The following is a 15869-nucleotide window of genomic DNA, read 5'->3' on the forward strand; positions in this document are numbered from 1 at the left end:
TCCCTATTGGAAAGCCATCTCGAAGAAGCTGCGCAATTTTCGCGAGTGCAGCTTCTCTGGCGGCATTTCAGCAAGTTTTTCCAGTGCGCGAATACCAATCTGCAAATGCTGAGCGACCTGCCGCTTGTAAAATTCAGTCGCCATGCCCGGAAGCTTCAACTCGCCATGCAATGGCTTATCCGAAACACAAAGGAGCGTTCCATAAGGCACGCGGAAGCGGAAACCGTTTGCAGCGATTGTGGCGGACTCCATATCGAGCGCTATCGCGCGTGATTGCGAAAGCCGCTTTACCGGGCCGCGCTGGTCACGCAGTTCCCAGTTTCTGTTATCGATTGTGGCAACAGTGCCGGTGCGCATGATCCGCTTCAGATCATAGCCTTCAAGCCCGGTAACTTCCGCTACTGCCTGTTCCAGCGCAACCTGCACCTCAGCCAAAGCAGGGATCGGCACCCATACAGGCAGATCATCGTCGAGAACGTGATCTTCGCGCACATAGGCGTGGGCAAGCACATAATCGCCCAAAGCCTGCGTATTGCGCAGACCGGCGCAATGGCCAAGCATAAGCCAGGCATGCGGCCGCAACACAGCAATATGGTCGGTTATAGTCTTGGCGTTGGAGGGACCTACGCCAATATTGACCATGGTAATGCCGGAACCATCCTCGCGCGCCAGATGATAAGCCGGCATTTGCGGTAGCCTGCCGATTGGTACGCCGGATGTGGGGGCCTCATCGCCCGCTTCTGTGATGAGGTTGCCCGGCTCGATAAAACGCTCATATCCGCCGCCGCCAGCCGCCATAAGCCCCCGCGACAAGGCGCAGAACTCATCAATGTAAAACTGGTAGTTGGTGAACAGGACATAGTTCTGGAAATGCATCGGGCGCGTGGCCGTATAGTGCGACAAGCGATGTAATGAATAGTCTACGCGCTGCGCGGTAAATGGCGAAAGCGGCATGATACTATCGAGATCATCGGTTTCGTATTCGCCGTTGACAATCCGGTCGTCGGTCGCAGCCAAATCCGGCACATCGAACAGATCGCGCAACGGCAATAGAAAAGCGTCGGCGACTGAGGAGTCGACATGTGTGCCTTCCAGAAATGCGAAGTGAATAGGAATCGGCGTTGTTGATTCCTGCACGGTAACGGGACGGCCATGGTTGCGGATAAGCAGGCGGATCTGTTCTTCGAGATAATTATCGAAAAGATCCGGCCGGGTTATCGTTGCTGAATATTGCCCAGGTGCCGACACGTGGCCAAAGGCAAGCCGCGAGTCGATCTGCGCATAGCTTGATGTTGAGAGGCTCACCTCAGGATAAAAAGCACGAAAATGCGTTGCATCTCCCGCTTCACCTCTTGCTACACTGTCGAAAGCATCCCGCAAAAATTGGGTATTGCGTTCGTAAAGCGCGCTGAGTGCCTGAACGGCGGCCTTGGCATCTGTAAATTCCTCTGCCTCAACATGGGCTGGCATGCTGATGGAGGCTGTTTTCCTGGTTCCGATTCGTTTGTCCATCACCCAATATAGTGATTCAGTGCGACATTTGAAAAGCGGTCAGCTTAAACTCTTTGCAGGCTGACCAGCAAAACCAAACCTATCCCACCATTTGAGGGCGACCGGCTTTCATAGCTTGCGGCAAAAGCAATGACAGGACCGACAAGAATGGCTGAAAATATCAATGCCCTTAAAAACAGCAGCGAGTAATTGGCAGTTGTATTTAACATGGTCGTTTCCCCGAAAGCGGCTTGGCTAGTAATGTCTGAGAACGACTTTGCTCCGGATTAGCTGAACTGGTGCTGATCTTGTTGTTCATCAACTGTTCAACAAGCGCTGTGCGAGCCCCTTGTGAAAGGACAATGGCTGCCTATGTTTAAAATCCAATCGACCCACTCATGGAGACGGATATGACAAGCCAAACCAAGCCGATCGAGCTTTACTACTGGCCCACACCCAATGGATGGAAAATTTCCATCATGCTTGAAGAGCTTGGTGTTCCTTACGACGTGAAGCTGGTGAATATCGGCAAGGGCGATCAGTTCGAGCCGTCATTTCTGAAAATCGCTCCCAATAATCGCATGCCCGCCATTGTCGATCCGGAAGGGCCTGACGGTCAGCCGATCTCCATTTTTGAATCTGGAGCGATCCTGCAATATCTTGGCCGGAAGTTTGGCAAGTTCTATCCGCTGGACGAACGTAAGCGGGTCGCTGTTGAAGAGTGGCTATTCTGGCAGGTCGGCGGACTCGGTCCCATGGCAGGTCAGGCACATCATTTCCGTAATTATGCGCCCGAAAAGATCGAATATGGCATTAATCGCTACACGAACGAGGTCAATCGACTTTATGGAGTGATGAATCGCCGCCTTGAAGGCAGGGATTTTCTTGCAGACGAATACTCCATTGCTGATATCGCCTCCTATGGCTGGACGATTTCTCACGCCAACCAGGGCCAGGATCTCAATGATTTCCCTAATCTGAAGCGCTGGTTTGAAGCGATCCGCGCGCGTCCGGCGGTCGAGCGTGGCGTAGCCGTTGGTAAGGAAGAGCGCCGTAATCTTGCGGACGATAAGGAAGCGCAAAAGATTCTGTTCGGTCAAACAGCCCGCTAATCGCTGACAATAACAAAAAGTAGCCGTAGCTTGCCGTGGCCAAGGAGGCACAAAATAGGCTCTTTTGGGCAGAGAGCCTATTAATTCTGCGCCGACCGTAAAGCCGATGCAACGAGCCCGCAGTCAGACGGGTGGGATACGCCAAGCGGGTGGCCGTAGCCGAGCTGATAAGGCTATAGCCGGGCCGATAAGTCTGCGGCAAAGCTGATAGCTGTGCCAGACTGGTAGCATTAGCCATAATCTGGTTGGCAGGTAAGTCCGAGATCAACTCGTAAGACTGCGCTGAGCTGGCAGCAGTAGCCGAGCCAATACGGCCGGGCAGCCAATAAGTCCGCGGCCAATAATGCCAGGCAATAAAAAGCAGTCATGGAGGGTATCCATGACTGCTTTGCATTCCTATAATTTTTGCCCGTAACCAGCAATACTGGCTCAGACCCTTGGTTCTGCTTCGGTCAACCGAATAAAATACATCCGGATGAAGCCATCAGCGCTAGCGATGTTTGAAATATCGCTGCACAGCCACCCTGAAACTTTTAACAATTACGCGCTGGGAGGATGCGCGTAAAAATTATGGCCTCGTAGATATCGATCGCAGAATAAAATAATCTTTATAATTGATACTAAAACAGCAACATTTAAAATGTAGCCAATCTATACTTCACTTGGATTTCACGCGCAATTATACCTTAGTCTAAGACTGCCACTTTAATGAATTGGCATTTCAGATGCTGGATGAAAGTGTTTGATGCGCAAATGCTTATAAAGCGGTTGCTTTATAGACGCCGATCGATCGATATCGGAACGGCAGCCAGCCCTGCATAGGTTCATTTCAACCATGATCTGTAAATTTTGCTGGCGCACATTCTAATTGCATGTAGGCTCCAACCGCTTTTCTTTAGAAAAAGGGGGAACCATGCCTTTCAAGAAAATTCTCTATGCGGGTCTGATTACCGCTGCTTTCGGCGCCTCATCGGCTATGGCCGAAGATATCGAGATTGCGGTGGCCGGCCCGATGACCGGCCAACTTGCCAATATTGGCGATCAGTTCAAACAGGGTGCTCAGGCCGCTGCCGACGCGATCAATGAAAAGGGCGGCATTATGGGCCGCAAGATCAAGCTCGTCATGGAGGATGACGTTTGCGATCCAAAGCAGGCCGTTTCCATCGCCAACCGCATTGTCGCTGCCGGTATCAAGTTCGTCGATGGTCATGCTTGCTCGGGTTCGAGCATTCCGGCTTCTTCGGTCTATGCTGAAGCTGGCGTATTGATGATGACGCCCGCTTCGTCAAATCCGGAATTGACCGACGCCGCTGCAAAGAATGGCTGGCCGACGATCATGCGCCTCTACACGCGCGATGATGCGCAGGGCGAATTTGTCGGACCTTGGATTGCCGAGAAGTACAAGGGCAAAAACGTCGTGGTTCTTCACGACAAGGGCGCCTATGGCAAGGGACTTGCAGATGCCGTCAAGGGCAAGATGAATGAAGCGGGGCTGAAGGAAATTCTTTATGACGGCATCAATGCCGGTGAAAAGGATTATTCTGCGCTTATTACCAAGCTGAAGGATTTGAAGGCCGATTTCGTTTATTTCGGTGGCTATCATCAGGAAGCAGGGCTCATCCTGCGGCAAGCGGCAGACCAGAACTTCAAATTTCAGCTGATGATGGGCGACTCCATCGCATCTCCAGACTTCTGGGCCGTTTCCGGTCCTGCAGCTGAGGGGGTTATCTTCACCTTCCCAGCCAATCCGCAAGTTCGGCCTGAAGCCAAAGCAGCAGTGGAAAAGATCAAGGCTGGCGGTTTTGTACCTGATGGCTTTACGCTGTTTTCCTACGCCGTTATTGAAACTTTCGCACAAGGAATTGAGCGTGCAGGCGGTGATGATCCGGCAAAGGTCGCGGAAATTCTCAAGGACGGCACGCCCGTGAATACCGTCATTGGCCCTGTCGTTTTTGATGAAAAGGGCGATATCAAGGATGCCAAATACGATATTAATATTTGGCATGATGGAGCTTACGCACCCATAAAGGAATAATGCGGGGACCTTGCTCTCAATGAACTGGGTTTAAAAGAATGGGCAGGCAGGTTCTTTACCTTGCCTGCCCCTTTTCAATCCCGGCCCACAGATTACTGACGCGTCAAGCTCTCGCTTTTGCAGATGAGACCACCCATCACGCATCCGGACAGCGAAAGCGTGTCGCCTTTGGCGCTGGCCTTGCCATTATAAGTCTTGCCCTCATCAAGCTTGTTGACGGTGCCTTTATAAGAGCCATCCTTGCCTGCCATGGAGCCGATGGACTTGCCCTTATATTCGCCGGTCATCACTGTACCGCAATATTTGTCCCCGCCGCAGGATGAATACTGGATAATTGTGCCGTTAGGGCGCTTCCAGGAACCAACGATAGGCTCGTCAGCCATTGCTGATCCAGTCATAAGGGCAAAGCTGGCGCAGGCCAGTAAAATTTTGAGCTTCATAATATCCTCCCGGTGAAGCGAACCAGCTCTCCGCCTGTTCGCAATAGTGCTTACGCGCACGTAAAGGTAATTTAAAATGCGAAGGAAGGGAAGTATGTCCAAACGGCAATTTTCTCCGGGGCAATGGCTTTTATAAGAAGGTTTGACTTGGGCTTCGGCGGGCCCCGAAAATCGGAACTCAATATTCCAATCGGATATGTGGTTAGCAAAGGCTTGAAATCGCTCTGGCGCATTTTAGGCGAATTTTTGACAAACGCCCGTATTGCCTGGAGCATTATATTTAACGAATTCCGAAGTTTACCAATTGTTTTTGTTTTGTTTGATCCCGGTTAATCATGCCCTTTAACAGCAATTTCAAGCCTCTCCTTCATTATCGGAAGCATCAAAAGAGCACGCCAAAAACAAACAGGCGGTTCTCAGAAGTCTGACAGGGCTTTCGTTTGACGCATACGAAATAGGTTCAACAGGGGTTTGGTAAAATGGCACGCTTTGATCTTCAAAATCTGGAAAATGGCCACATTGCTGGTGCGGCTCAGACAGATATTCTTTTTGAAATGGGCATCATGTATGCGACCGGTCGCGACTGTTCCGTCGATCTTGTGGCTGCCCATAAATGGTTCAATATCGCTGCAATCAAAGGTTGTGATCGTGCCGCCAAGCTGCGCGCTGAGATCGGGGCAAAAATGCCAAAGGCTGATATCGCCGTTGCTCTTCGTGAAGCGCGCGAATGGATGACCACTCACTGACTTCGTTTCACAAAGCAATAAAAGTATAAAACTTTAATCAAATTCCGTTTATTGGCGATTTTTGTGGAAAATAATCAAAATTAATTAGCGGGCGCTTGGTTCGGTCGAATATTTTGTTCGACTGGTAAAATAAATGGTATATTTCCGACATAGTGCTTTGACAATTTTCAAGCTTTTCGCGTATTGAAGATGCGGTGAAGTGCTACAACCTGCGCGTGTGCGCGATTGATAATGAAGACGGAAAACATATGCTGGACGATTTGGAGAGGTTGTTATCAAGTTTAATTGACGCTCAAACACAACTCATAACGATGTGTGCCAAATCAAAATCTTTTCCTGACAACAATACTTTGCAGAAGATTGCCACACTTGAGCTCAACATTGCGGCTGTAGAAACTGCTATTGCCAACCTGCCAAAACAGTCCGGATAGGTTCGACTCCGGCGCTGCCTCCACGAGGCGGCTATTCATTCGTCTCAAATCGCACCAGCGATGATTTTTCTTTGACTTGCGAGCTTTCCGTTACGATTTCGGCAATTTTGCCGTCATGCGGCGCGGTGATAGTGTGTTCCATCTTCATCGCTTCGAGCACCAGCAATATTTGACCCTTTTTGACCATATCGCCTGCTGAAACGCGCACTGACTTTACCAGACCAGGCATGGGGGCACTGAGACGGTCTGCGGCATTGCCCGCTGCTTCCGCAAGGAGGAACGGGTCCGTGACGGCAAAGCTTGAAACCGCCCCTTTGGAAAGCACGGCGATGCCATTGGGTATAGCCGCTGTCTTGGCGCGCAGATTGATGCCTTTTCCGGTCACATGCCAGCCGCTTGCATCACGCCGAACCTTCACTTCAATTTTTCCTGCTGGCCCGGAAAGCATGAAGCGCTCATTGTTGAGTATAGCCACGCCATAACGCACGGGCTTTTCTTCCTCAATGAGTGTTACGGGATAGGCGGGGGAACTGAGATGGCTGTAGCCGCGCAGGGTCGCCCATGGGTCATCCGAGGCTGGCTGTTCCAGTAATCCGCTTGCCGCAATGATTGCCAGTTCTTTTGCACCGGCAGCTGTGGCTGATGGCGCCACGAGGCTGGCAAGATCGCGATCAATAAGGCCGGTGTCCACATCACCGCTGCCGAAACCTTCATGACGGATCAGGGCTGCGAGAAAGGCGAGGTTGGTGGTTGTGCCTGCAATCTCGGTTTGCACCAGCGCGCTTTCCATGGCTGCCAATGCTGCTGTCCGGTCGGCTGCGTGGACAACAACCTTTGCAATCATCGGGTCATAAAACGGCGAGATCGTATCGCCTGCGCGCACGCCAGTCTCGATGCGAATATCACCATTGGTCACGTTGTCGGGGAATGCCAGATGGTGCAGCGTGCCGATTGCCGGAAGAAAGCTGCGGGCAGGGTCTTCCGCATAAAGCCGCGCCTCAACGGCATGACCATTCAGTGCGATTTGCTTTTGCGTGAGCGGAAGTTTTTCGCCGGCAGCCACCCGCAATTGCCATTCGACCAGATCAAGTCCGGTGATCATTTCCGTAACGGGATGCTCAACCTGAAGGCGAGTGTTCATTTCCATGAACCAGAAACGGTCGGCTTTTAGACCTTCACTGGCATCGACGATGAATTCGATGGTGCCCGCGCCGGAATAATTGATCGCCAAAGCAGCCTTCACCGCAGCGCTGGTCATTGCCGCGCGCATTTCGGCGGTAATGCCCGGAGCAGGGGCCTCTTCAATCACCTTTTGGTGGCGGCGCTGTAGCGAGCAATCACGCTCATAAAGATGCACGGCATTGCCGTGATTATCGCCGAAAACCTGAACTTCAATATGGCGCGGCTTGGCAACATATTTTTCAACCAGCACACGGTCATCGCCGAAAGCGCTTTTTGCCTCACGCCGCGCACTACCCAGCGCCTCGGCAAAATCGTCGGGATTGTCGACCTTGCGCATGCCTTTGCCGCCGCCGCCAGCGCGGGCCTTGATCAGCACTGGATAGCCGATTTCCCGCGCTTTGGAGGCCAGAACCACCAGTTCCTGCGCTTCGCCGTGATAGCCTGGAACAACGGGCACCCCGGCCTTTTCCATCAGGCGCTTGGCGGCATCCTTTAACCCCATGGCACGAATGGAATCGGCGCTTGGGCCGATGAAAACCAGTCCTGCTTTCACCACTGCATCGACAAATCCGGGATTTTCCGAAAGAAACCCATAACCGGGGTGGATGGCCTCGGCTCCCGTGGCAAGCGCCGCTTCAATAATGTGGTCCGCCCGCAGATAGCTGTCCGTGACCGGCGCGGGTCCGATATTGACCGCCTCGTCCGCCATGGCGACATGCAGGGAGTGCGCATCCGCATCGGAATAAACCGCAACGGTGCTGATCCCCATGCGCTGCGCCGTGCGAATGACGCGGCAGGCGATTTCACCACGATTGGCAATGAGAATTCTGGAAAACATTTTTGTCATTCTTGCATCTCGCTTGTTCGGCATGTGCATTTTGCGTGGTTCGACAGGCTCACCATGAGGGAGGTTGCCGCTTTGCCTGCACGCTGGAGTATCTGGGGCTTTGCAATCCTCAGTTTTCCCTCATGGTGAGCTTGTCGAACCACGCTGGACCGGATTGCTAATGTGGGCTTTATTATGAGCATTGGAGTTGCCATCCCATCACATCCGGAACATGCCAAAGCGCGTTTCTTCCACTGGTGCGTTCAGTGCGGCGGATAGGGATAGCGCCAGCACTTCGCGGCTCTTTGCCGGATCGATGATGCCGTCATCCCACAGCCGTGCCGAGGAATAGAGCGGGTGGCCTTCGCGCTCATATTTTTCAAGGATAGGCGTACGGAAGGCTGCCTCTTCTGCGGCGGACCATTCAGTCCCCTTGCGCTCAATTCCCTCGCGCTTGACCAGTGCCAGAACCGTTGCCGCCTGTTCGCCGCCCATAACGGAAATGCGTGCGTTCGGCCACATCCACAGGAAGCGCGGCGAGAAGGCGCGTCCACACATGCCGTAATTGCCAGCGCCAAAGGAGCCGCCAACGATCATCGTTACTTTCGGCACCCGGGCAGTAGCAACCGCCGTCACAAGCTTTGCGCCATCCTTGGCGATACCGCGTGCCTCATAAGAGCGCCCGACCATGAAACCGGTAATGTTTTGCAGGAAAACCAACGGGATGCCGCGCTGGGTGCAAAGCTCGATGAAATGCGTACCCTTGAGCGCGCTCTCCGAAAACAAAACGCCATTATTGGCGATGATCCCGACCGGCATGCCGTAAAGATGGGCAAAGCCGGTAATCAGCGATGTCCCGTAATTTTGCTTGAACTCGTCAAACTCCGAGCCATCGACAAGCCGCGCGATAAGTTCACGCGCATCGTAAGGCTGGCGCAGATCTGTCGGCACAATGCCGTAAAGCTCATGCGGATCATAAAGCGGCGGAATCACTTTGCGAAGGTCGAGCCCTATCTCTTTCTTTCGATTCAGGTTTCCGACAATGCGGCGGGCAATGGCAAGCGCATGCGCGTCATCCATCGCATAGTGATCGGCCACGCCGGAGTCGCGCGTATGGACTTCCGCTCCGCCTAGGTCTTCTGCTGAAACTTCTTCCCCTGTGGCTGCTTTGACGAGGGGAGGACCGGCCAGAAAAATCGTTGCCTGTCCCTTCACCATGATTGTCTCTTCCGACATGGCCGGCACATAGGCGCCGCCCGCCGTGCATGAGCCCATCACCACAGCGATCTGCGGAATGCCTGCCGCCGACATATTGGCCTGATTGTAGAAGATGCGACCGAAATGCTCGCGGTCAGGAAACACCTCATCCTGATTAGGCAGATTGGCGCCGCCACTATCGACCAGATAGAGGCATGGCAGATTATTCTGCATGGCGATTTCCTGCGCCCGCAAATGCTTCTTTACTGTGAGAGGATAATAGGTGCCGCCTTTGACCGTCGCATCATTAATGACGATCATGACTTCCTTGCCGGAGACACGCCCGATCCCGGCAATCATGCCAGCCGAGGAGATGTTGTCGCCATACATATCCCACGCTGCAAACTGACCGATCTCCAGAAATGGTGAGCCGCTGTCCAGAAGCTGCGCAAGTCGTTCACGCGGCAAAAGCTTGCCGCGCGAGCTATGCCGCGCGCGCGCCTCATCGGTGCCGCCTTTGCTGACCACTTCCGCTTTGGCGCGAATATCATTGACCAGTATCTGCATCCGCTGTGCATTGGCCTTGAAGGTTTCGGTGTCGGTAGAGATTTGCGAGGTCAGAATGCTCATGCGTTTCCTTTAGGGTGCTATTTCAACGGCCTAAAAATCTGAATTCTGTTATTGCGACGTGTGTAGACTTCGTCAGACAGCAGGCTGAAACCTTCCTTGAAGGTAATCCTGATAACGTCACGGGCTATGTTGGCGGCGCCCGGAATTGCTGCGTCAATGACAAATAATTCGTCCATGCGCGGTACAACAAAGATCGCGCCCTCGGGATATTTATTGTCGAGAGAATCCCAAAAACTATCGAGCAGTACAAGCGAGGTGGAAAGAAAAGTATTATTGTCCACCTGAAAGCGGTCTACCACACCTGCAACATTGTCTTTCTGAATTGCTGATAGTTTTTGCGTTACATTCTCAAGCGAAATATCGCGCAATTCCTCCAAGGAATAATCGGGTAAATCCTGAACGGAAAGAGGAGACATCGCTTCGGGAAGATCGACCATATAGACGGCATGAAGCTTACCGGCGATTTGCTCGTGCTTTATCTTAACGCCGAGCTTTGCAGTTTCTTCTACATATTCCTGTGAGCGAAGAACAATCACAAGGTCGTTGATATCATTCGGCGTCGATTTGCCGGAATCTAAGATCTGCACGCGCTGTCTTATGGCCTCCAACACATCCGGGTCGCCCTGCGCCTGTATCCGCCCATAAAGATTGGCAAGATCAAAGCCGAATTCCTTGTCCTTATATTTGCCGGTAATAAGCGCAGCCATTGTTTTATCGGCAGTGATATCGGTCATGCCCGGCATTTTCTTCAATATCTCGATCACATAGAGGCGGAGTTCTTCCATGCTGGAGAATTTTCGCGATTTGGCAAAAGTCGCGCCTGATGATGAGAGGAAGGCGAATGCTGGAACAAATGCCAGTAATTTTCTTCGGTTAAGTAAGATTTTCATGAAAAATTCCGATCTGAAAATAGGTAATAAAAAGCGAAAAAATATAGTCTTCCGCCCAGCAAAATAAACGCTGAACGGTGCATATTCCAGACGGTGTCCGGAATGGTTCAATTGATATGGCTGAGATAAGATCATCTCTTTCTGCCGGTCCTCATATCAATACTTGATTGATCAATGATGATTGCCGAAATTGATTAAGCACTTTCGGCAAACATTTCCCGCCCGATTAGCATGCGCCTGATTTCGCTGGTGCCTGCGCCGATCTCGTAGAGTTTGGCATCGCGCAGCAGACGTCCGGTCGGGTAATCATTGATATATCCATTGCCGCCAAGCGCCTGGATAGCCTCAAGCGCACACCATGTTGCTTTTTCGGCTGCATAGAGGATGCACCCGGCAGCGTCCTTGCGTGTGGTTTCGCCGCGGTCGCAAGCCGAAGCCACCGCATAAACATAGGCGCGTGATGCGTTCATTGTCGTGTACATGTCGGCAAGCTTGCCTTGCATCAATTGGAATTCGCCAATTGGCTGGCCGAATTGCTTGCGTTCATGCACATAGGGAACAACCACATCGAGACAGGCAGCCATAATGCCGATTGGGCCACCAGCCAGAACAACGCGCTCGTAATCAAGGCCGGACATCAGGATTTTCACGCCCTTGCCCTCTTCGCCGAGCACGTTTTCAAACGGCACTTCGCAATCCTCAAACACCAGTTCGCAGGTATTGGAGCCGCGCATACCAAGCTTGTCGAGCTTTTGTGCCGTCGAAAATCCTTTGAAGCCTTTTTCAATCAGAAAGGCGGTCATGCCGCGCGAGCCGGCAGAAGGATCAGTCTTGGCATAGACGACAAGCGTATTTGCGTCAGGGCCATTGGTGATCCACATTTTATTGCCGTTCAGCACATAGCGGTCATTCTTCTTGTCAGCACGCAGCTTCATGGACACCACATCTGAGCCAGCACCGGGTTCGGACATAGCCAGCGCGCCCACATGCTCGCCGGAGCATAGCTTTGGCAGATATCGCTCTTTCTGCTCAGAGGTGCCCCAACGATTGATCTGATTGACGCAAAGGTTGGAATGAGCACCATAGGACAGGCCAATTGAAGCTGATGCGCGGGAAATTTCTTCCATGGCAATGGCATGGGCCAGATAGCCAAGACCCGAGCCACCGAAATCCGGGTCAGCCGTCATCCCAAGCAGACCAAGCGCACCCATCTCCTGCCAAAGATGCATTGGAAACTGGTTGCTCTTATCCGTTTCTTCCGCCAAAGGCGCGACCTTTGCTTGCGCAAACCGCTGCACAGTCTCGCGCAATGCTTCGATCTCGTCAGAAACTCCGAATTTTAGGCCCGACTGGTACATCACGTCCTCCCTTTGCGATTGTTTCGATCTTCTTGGCACCAACAAGGCGCAATCCCAATTCGACATAATTTTCGGCAACTTCGCTGGCCGTCAGCCGGTCATCGGCACGAAACCACACATTGACACCCGTGGTCATGGCAATGATTGCCCGGGTTGTCAGCGCTATATCGGCAATGTCAAACACGCCTGCCTCAATCCCTTCATCCAGAATATCACGCAGACTGCCTTCATAGGTGGAGCGGAGCTTGACAATTATTGCAAGATTATCGGGGGAAAGGCTGCGCAGTTCCATATTGGCGATGTGAACATCGTCGCGGCGCTCCACATGGTACTGGATATGGAAGCGGATAAAGGCGGCAAAACGCTCGCGCACTCCTTGCGCCTTTCCGTTTTCCTGCTGCCATGCGCCCAGCAGCCGCTCCATATGATCCCGCATCACTGAAAAGAGCAATTCCTGCTTGTTGGGATAATAACGGTAGAAGGCGGCAGGTTGAACGCCCACTTCTTCCGCCAGCTGGCGCATCGACATGGCCTCATAGCCAATACGCGCTATCAGGCGTTTGGCTGCGGCATCAATAGCGCTGCGGGTTTTCTCTCCATCTGATCCGGTCGTGCGTGCCATGGTGAATTAATAAAACGAACGTTCAATTAATTCAAGGGTCATATTAGACCTTCGTCCAATTGGAGAAGGCGCATTGATGCATATAGGATTGGACTCATTGCGAACGAAACCTCATTTCCAGAGAGTTGATTTTTAATGATAAATGCGCGCCTTTCTCGTGGTGTCCTAGCCATTTCGGCCACGGCACTTGCCTCCCTTGTTCTCGCTTCGCCTGCAAGTGCGATCACAATGAAAGAATGCAGCGTCAAGTATAAGGCGGCGCAAAGCGCTGGCGAGGCGGAGGGCGTATCGTGGAGCGAATTCCGCAAGGCCCAGTGCTTGAAATCTTCGAATGAAGATGCCGCCGCAACGACGGACAAAAATTCAAAGAAGGTTGCGGAAGAAAAGCCAGCAAAAGCTGAAAAGAAAACCGAAGCAGTGTCTGGCGAGATGAATTTCCCGCCCGCCATATCCGCCAAATTTGCCAGTGAAAAGCCGGCAAAGGCGCGAATGCATACATGCCTGGAGCAATACCGCGCAAACAAAGCCGCCAATACGCTCGGCGGAACAAGCTGGATTGAAAAGGGTGGTGGTTACTACAAGCAGTGCAATGACAGATTAAAAAGCGCCAAGCCATGACTCAATCTGCTGCACGTTTAGGTCGCTTGAAGTCCGGCGATGGCGGTGGCACATTCCATGGCATGGAAACACGTGTCGCATTTCTGGAAAAATCATTTGAGAAGACGGATCGCAAGCTCGACACCGTCATCCGGGATGTTTCAGATTTGAGGGGCGATGTTATCGTTTTAAAGAGCGACGTGGCTGGACTGAAAAGCGATGTTTCCGGCCTGAAAAGCGATGTTTCCAGTCTTAAAATCGATGTTTCCAGCCTTAAAAGTGATGTAACCGGTCTGAAAAGTGATGTAACTGGTCTGAAAAACGATTTTTCAGGGCTCAAAGATGATGTTGGTGGTCTGAAAGGCGATTTTACCAGTTTCAGAATTGACATGGCATATCTCAAAGCCAAAGTTGATGCGCTCCCCTCGGCAATAGCCTTTGGTGAGCTTTCAGCAAAAGTCGATAGTCTGCCGTCTGCCCAGGAGTGGGGAGAATTACGCGGGCGTGTTGAAAGCCTCCCTACCACTGGTAAACTTGCCAGTATGCTTGCCATAGCAGTTGGTTCGATCGCGATTATCAACAACTGGCCAGCCATTATTGCTGCGATTTTTTGACGTAGATCGTAACGTATTCGCGGATAGGGCTGGCGTTGCGTGTTTGAGCGTTAGCGCGGTGACTTGAAATCCAGCGCCTTGAAGACTGTTGCGGCCACCACGATCCAGCCAAGGATAAGCAGCGAGCCTCCAAGCGGTGCGGCAAAGGCAAACAGCCTGTCTCCGTTCAAATCCCGGGAAACCAGATCGCCGATGAAGAAAAGCAGCCCCAAAATCAGGATTAGTCCACCTAAATAAGAAGCGCGGCTGAGCTTTCCGAGCAAAGAGAGCGACAGAAATGCCGGTGCATGGATCAAAAGGATCGGCGCAATAGTTGCCATATGGCCGCTGGTGCTGTGGGCCGCCGCTGCATAGGCTGCAATGCCCGCCGCGCCGAACAGGCCGCCCAAACCCACAAAACCCCGATTTATTTCCACGCTCTTCTCCCTGTCTAGCTTGCGGCCTGCAATGCCAGCGGCAATTGCTGCTCGAATATATCGAGTTCAGCATCAAGACCGACGCTGACCCTGATGCAACGGTCAAGCCCCGGTGCCATTGGTTTGCGCACGAAGACATCCCGTTCGATCAGTCTGTTCAATACGGAAAGTGCGTAAGCCCCATCTTTTCCGCAATCAATGGTAACGAAATTGGTGGCTGACGGGATGGCCTTCAATCCGTTCGCTTCGGCTATTGTGCTTATCCGGTCTCTTGCCGCTATGATCTTGCCCACGACCTGTCGCAGATAATCCTGATCTTTGAGCGCTGCAAGCGCTGCAATCTGAGTCAGCTTGTTCATGCCGAAATGATTGCGGATTTTGTCAAAAGCAGTGATTTGCTGTTGCGCGCCGATAGCATAGCCGCAGCGCATACCAGCAAGACCATAGGCCTTGGAAAAGGTGCGCATCCGCAAAACATTGCTCCGCGATATATCGATTGCGGGTTTGGAGCTGGCAGGAGCAGTCTCACCATAGGCTTCGTCGAGGATAAGCATTGTCGTTGGCGGGAGTGCATCTATGAAACGTTCAACGTCGTCTGCGTCCCACCAGGTCCCCATGGGATTGTCGGGATTGGAAAAATAGACGAGCGGCGCATTCTCGCGCTTTACTGCATCGAGAAGCGCGCTCAAATCTTCTCTATCGTCGCGATAGGGAACAGTTATCAAGCGCCCGCCAAATCCAGCCACATGGAAATTGAACGTAGGATAGGCACCCAGCGACGTTACCACGGGGGTACCCTCGCTGACATATTGACGAACAGCCAGCCCGAGCAAAGTATCAACGCCTTCGCCCACGACAATATTGGAGGGGGCAACATGCAGATGACTTGCCAATGCATGCTTCAGGTCGAAGTTTTCCGGATCAGCATATTTCCAGGACTCGGCGGCATGTTTCTGTATGGCAGCGATGACGGATGGGGCAGGGCCAAAGCCATTTTCATTCGCCCCGAGACGAGCACGAAACAGGCCGTTGCGTTTGCGCTCAAGCGCTTCCGGCCCAACAAAGGGCACTGTTGAGGGCAGTGAATCTATGAGGGGAACGAGCTTCGGGTTCATAAGCAAAGCGATAGCAGTTTTCCTGAGCTAAACCAGCAAAACTTAACCTGAAATCCCAGGAAATCCGCTAATTTTTTCGTTGTGCCGACATCTGTTTGGCATGCTTATGTTTCAGCCTGTCGCACGACGTGTGCCGCAAATTTGGAACCAAATCTGTCTCTTCAAGG

Annotated in this window: 16 protein-coding genes; 6 read left to right on the top strand and 10 right to left on the bottom strand. The window is 52.3% G+C overall.

The window, feature by feature from the left end; all coding sequences use genetic code 11:
• Positions 1–3 precede the first annotated feature (3 nt).
• Entirely contained in the window at positions 4–1512 is a 1509-nt protein-coding gene (locus V9K92_RS08380; RefSeq protein WP_336440951.1) for an AMP nucleosidase, read from the bottom strand.
• 44 nt (positions 1513–1556) lie between these two features.
• Positions 1557–1721, bottom strand: coding sequence for a hypothetical protein (locus tag V9K92_RS08385; RefSeq protein ID WP_162802424.1), 165 nt, complete (start codon positions 1719–1721; stop codon positions 1557–1559).
• A gap of 180 nt (positions 1722–1901) precedes the next feature.
• On the opposite strand from V9K92_RS08385, the gene V9K92_RS08390 reads away from it, so the two are divergent.
• Together V9K92_RS08390 and V9K92_RS08395 are read left to right on the top strand one after the other, a co-directional pair.
• Entirely contained in the window at positions 1902–2603 is a 702-nt protein-coding gene (locus V9K92_RS08390) for a glutathione S-transferase N-terminal domain-containing protein (protein WP_337353766.1), read from the top strand.
• Between the two features lie 913 nt (positions 2604–3516).
• A complete protein-coding gene (locus V9K92_RS08395) occupies positions 3517–4638 on the top strand; it encodes an ABC transporter substrate-binding protein (RefSeq protein ID WP_337353767.1) in 1122 nt (373 codons plus the stop codon).
• A 92-nt stretch (positions 4639–4730) separates the two neighbouring features.
• Here the strand turns inward: V9K92_RS08395 and V9K92_RS08400 are convergent, their stop codons facing one another.
• Entirely contained in the window at positions 4731–5078 is a 348-nt protein-coding gene (locus tag V9K92_RS08400) for a DUF2147 domain-containing protein (RefSeq protein ID WP_115051910.1), read from the bottom strand.
• 479 nt (positions 5079–5557) lie between these two features.
• Here V9K92_RS08400 and V9K92_RS08405 point away from each other — a divergent pair, with 479 nt between their 5' ends.
• Complete coding sequence (locus tag V9K92_RS08405; protein WP_115051908.1) at positions 5558–5824, top strand: tetratricopeptide repeat protein; 267 nt, start codon at positions 5558–5560, stop codon at positions 5822–5824.
• 248 nt (positions 5825–6072) lie between these two features.
• Positions 6073–6255 (top strand): hypothetical protein, encoded by a 183-nt coding sequence (locus V9K92_RS08410; RefSeq protein WP_115051907.1) that lies wholly within the window; start codon positions 6073–6075, stop codon positions 6253–6255.
• A gap of 31 nt (positions 6256–6286) precedes the next feature.
• Here the strand turns inward: V9K92_RS08410 and V9K92_RS08415 are convergent, their stop codons facing one another.
• The 5 genes from V9K92_RS08415 to V9K92_RS08435 all read right to left on the bottom strand — a co-directional run bounded on the left by V9K92_RS08415 (position 6287) and on the right by V9K92_RS08435 (position 12960).
• Positions 6287–8275: an acetyl/propionyl/methylcrotonyl-CoA carboxylase subunit alpha gene (locus tag V9K92_RS08415; protein WP_337353943.1), complete on the bottom strand. Its 1989-nt coding sequence runs from the start codon at positions 8273–8275 to the stop codon at positions 6287–6289.
• Positions 8276–8482: 207 nt separating this feature from the next.
• Positions 8483–10090: a carboxyl transferase domain-containing protein gene (locus V9K92_RS08420; protein WP_337353768.1), complete on the bottom strand. Its 1608-nt coding sequence runs from the start codon at positions 10088–10090 to the stop codon at positions 8483–8485.
• 17 nt (positions 10091–10107) lie between these two features.
• The gene (locus V9K92_RS08425) at positions 10108–10980 is read right to left on the bottom strand and encodes a DUF1444 family protein (RefSeq protein WP_337353769.1); all 873 of its coding nucleotides are present in this window, start codon (positions 10978–10980) and stop codon (positions 10108–10110) included.
• 194 nt (positions 10981–11174) lie between these two features.
• The gene (locus tag V9K92_RS08430) at positions 11175–12338 is read right to left on the bottom strand and encodes an isovaleryl-CoA dehydrogenase (protein WP_337353770.1); all 1164 of its coding nucleotides are present in this window, start codon (positions 12336–12338) and stop codon (positions 11175–11177) included.
• The gene (locus tag V9K92_RS08435) at positions 12304–12960 is read right to left on the bottom strand and encodes a TetR/AcrR family transcriptional regulator (RefSeq protein WP_337353771.1); all 657 of its coding nucleotides are present in this window, start codon (positions 12958–12960) and stop codon (positions 12304–12306) included. The genes V9K92_RS08430 and V9K92_RS08435 overlap by 35 nt, the downstream gene beginning before the upstream one ends.
• 135 nt (positions 12961–13095) lie before the next feature.
• On the opposite strand from V9K92_RS08435, the gene V9K92_RS08440 reads away from it, so the two are divergent.
• Together V9K92_RS08440 and V9K92_RS08445 are read left to right on the top strand one after the other, a co-directional pair.
• The gene (locus V9K92_RS08440; RefSeq protein ID WP_307283735.1) at positions 13096–13578 is read left to right on the top strand and encodes a hypothetical protein; all 483 of its coding nucleotides are present in this window, start codon (positions 13096–13098) and stop codon (positions 13576–13578) included.
• Positions 13575–14171 (top strand): hypothetical protein, encoded by a 597-nt coding sequence (locus tag V9K92_RS08445; RefSeq protein WP_337353772.1) that lies wholly within the window; start codon positions 13575–13577, stop codon positions 14169–14171. Before V9K92_RS08440 ends, V9K92_RS08445 begins: the two co-directional genes overlap by 4 nt.
• Before the next feature lie 50 nt (positions 14172–14221).
• On the opposite strand, the gene V9K92_RS08450 is transcribed toward V9K92_RS08445, so the two are convergent.
• Together V9K92_RS08450 and V9K92_RS08455 are read right to left on the bottom strand one after the other, a co-directional pair.
• Positions 14222–14587: a DUF423 domain-containing protein gene (locus tag V9K92_RS08450; protein ID WP_115051900.1), complete on the bottom strand. Its 366-nt coding sequence runs from the start codon at positions 14585–14587 to the stop codon at positions 14222–14224.
• Positions 14588–14601: 14 nt separating this feature from the next.
• Positions 14602–15702, bottom strand: a complete 1101-nt coding sequence (locus V9K92_RS08455) for a pyridoxal phosphate-dependent aminotransferase (RefSeq protein WP_443094452.1) — start codon at positions 15700–15702, stop codon at positions 14602–14604.
• Positions 15703–15869 lie beyond the last annotated feature (167 nt).

Origin of the sequence: Phyllobacterium sp. CCNWLW109, assembly GCF_037203905.1 — a bacterium.
Classification (GTDB): Bacteria; Pseudomonadota; Alphaproteobacteria; order Rhizobiales; family Rhizobiaceae; genus Phyllobacterium; species Phyllobacterium ifriqiyense.

Coding starts and splice junctions, on each gene's coding strand:
- V9K92_RS08380 (WP_336440951.1), bottom strand. CDS start 1,512: ATGGACAAACGAATCGGAACCAGGAAAACAGCCTCCATCAGCATGCCA.
- V9K92_RS08385 (WP_162802424.1), bottom strand. CDS start 1,721: ATGTTAAATACAACTGCCAATTACTCGCTGCTGTTTTTAAGGGCATTG.
- V9K92_RS08390 (WP_337353766.1), top strand. CDS start 1,902: ATGACAAGCCAAACCAAGCCGATCGAGCTTTACTACTGGCCCACACCC.
- V9K92_RS08395 (WP_337353767.1), top strand. CDS start 3,517: ATGCCTTTCAAGAAAATTCTCTATGCGGGTCTGATTACCGCTGCTTTC.
- V9K92_RS08400 (WP_115051910.1), bottom strand. CDS start 5,078: ATGAAGCTCAAAATTTTACTGGCCTGCGCCAGCTTTGCCCTTATGACT.
- V9K92_RS08405 (WP_115051908.1), top strand. CDS start 5,558: ATGGCACGCTTTGATCTTCAAAATCTGGAAAATGGCCACATTGCTGGT.
- V9K92_RS08410 (WP_115051907.1), top strand. CDS start 6,073: ATGCTGGACGATTTGGAGAGGTTGTTATCAAGTTTAATTGACGCTCAA.
- V9K92_RS08415 (WP_337353943.1), bottom strand. CDS start 8,275: ATGTTTTCCAGAATTCTCATTGCCAATCGTGGTGAAATCGCCTGCCGC.
- V9K92_RS08420 (WP_337353768.1), bottom strand. CDS start 10,090: ATGAGCATTCTGACCTCGCAAATCTCTACCGACACCGAAACCTTCAAG.
- V9K92_RS08425 (WP_337353769.1), bottom strand. CDS start 10,980: ATGAAAATCTTACTTAACCGAAGAAAATTACTGGCATTTGTTCCAGCA.
- V9K92_RS08430 (WP_337353770.1), bottom strand. CDS start 12,338: ATGTACCAGTCGGGCCTAAAATTCGGAGTTTCTGACGAGATCGAAGCA.
- V9K92_RS08435 (WP_337353771.1), bottom strand. CDS start 12,960: ATGGCACGCACGACCGGATCAGATGGAGAGAAAACCCGCAGCGCTATT.
- V9K92_RS08440 (WP_307283735.1), top strand. CDS start 13,096: ATGATAAATGCGCGCCTTTCTCGTGGTGTCCTAGCCATTTCGGCCACG.
- V9K92_RS08445 (WP_337353772.1), top strand. CDS start 13,575: ATGACTCAATCTGCTGCACGTTTAGGTCGCTTGAAGTCCGGCGATGGC.
- V9K92_RS08455 (WP_443094452.1), bottom strand. CDS start 15,702: ATGAACCCGAAGCTCGTTCCCCTCATAGATTCACTGCCCTCAACAGTG.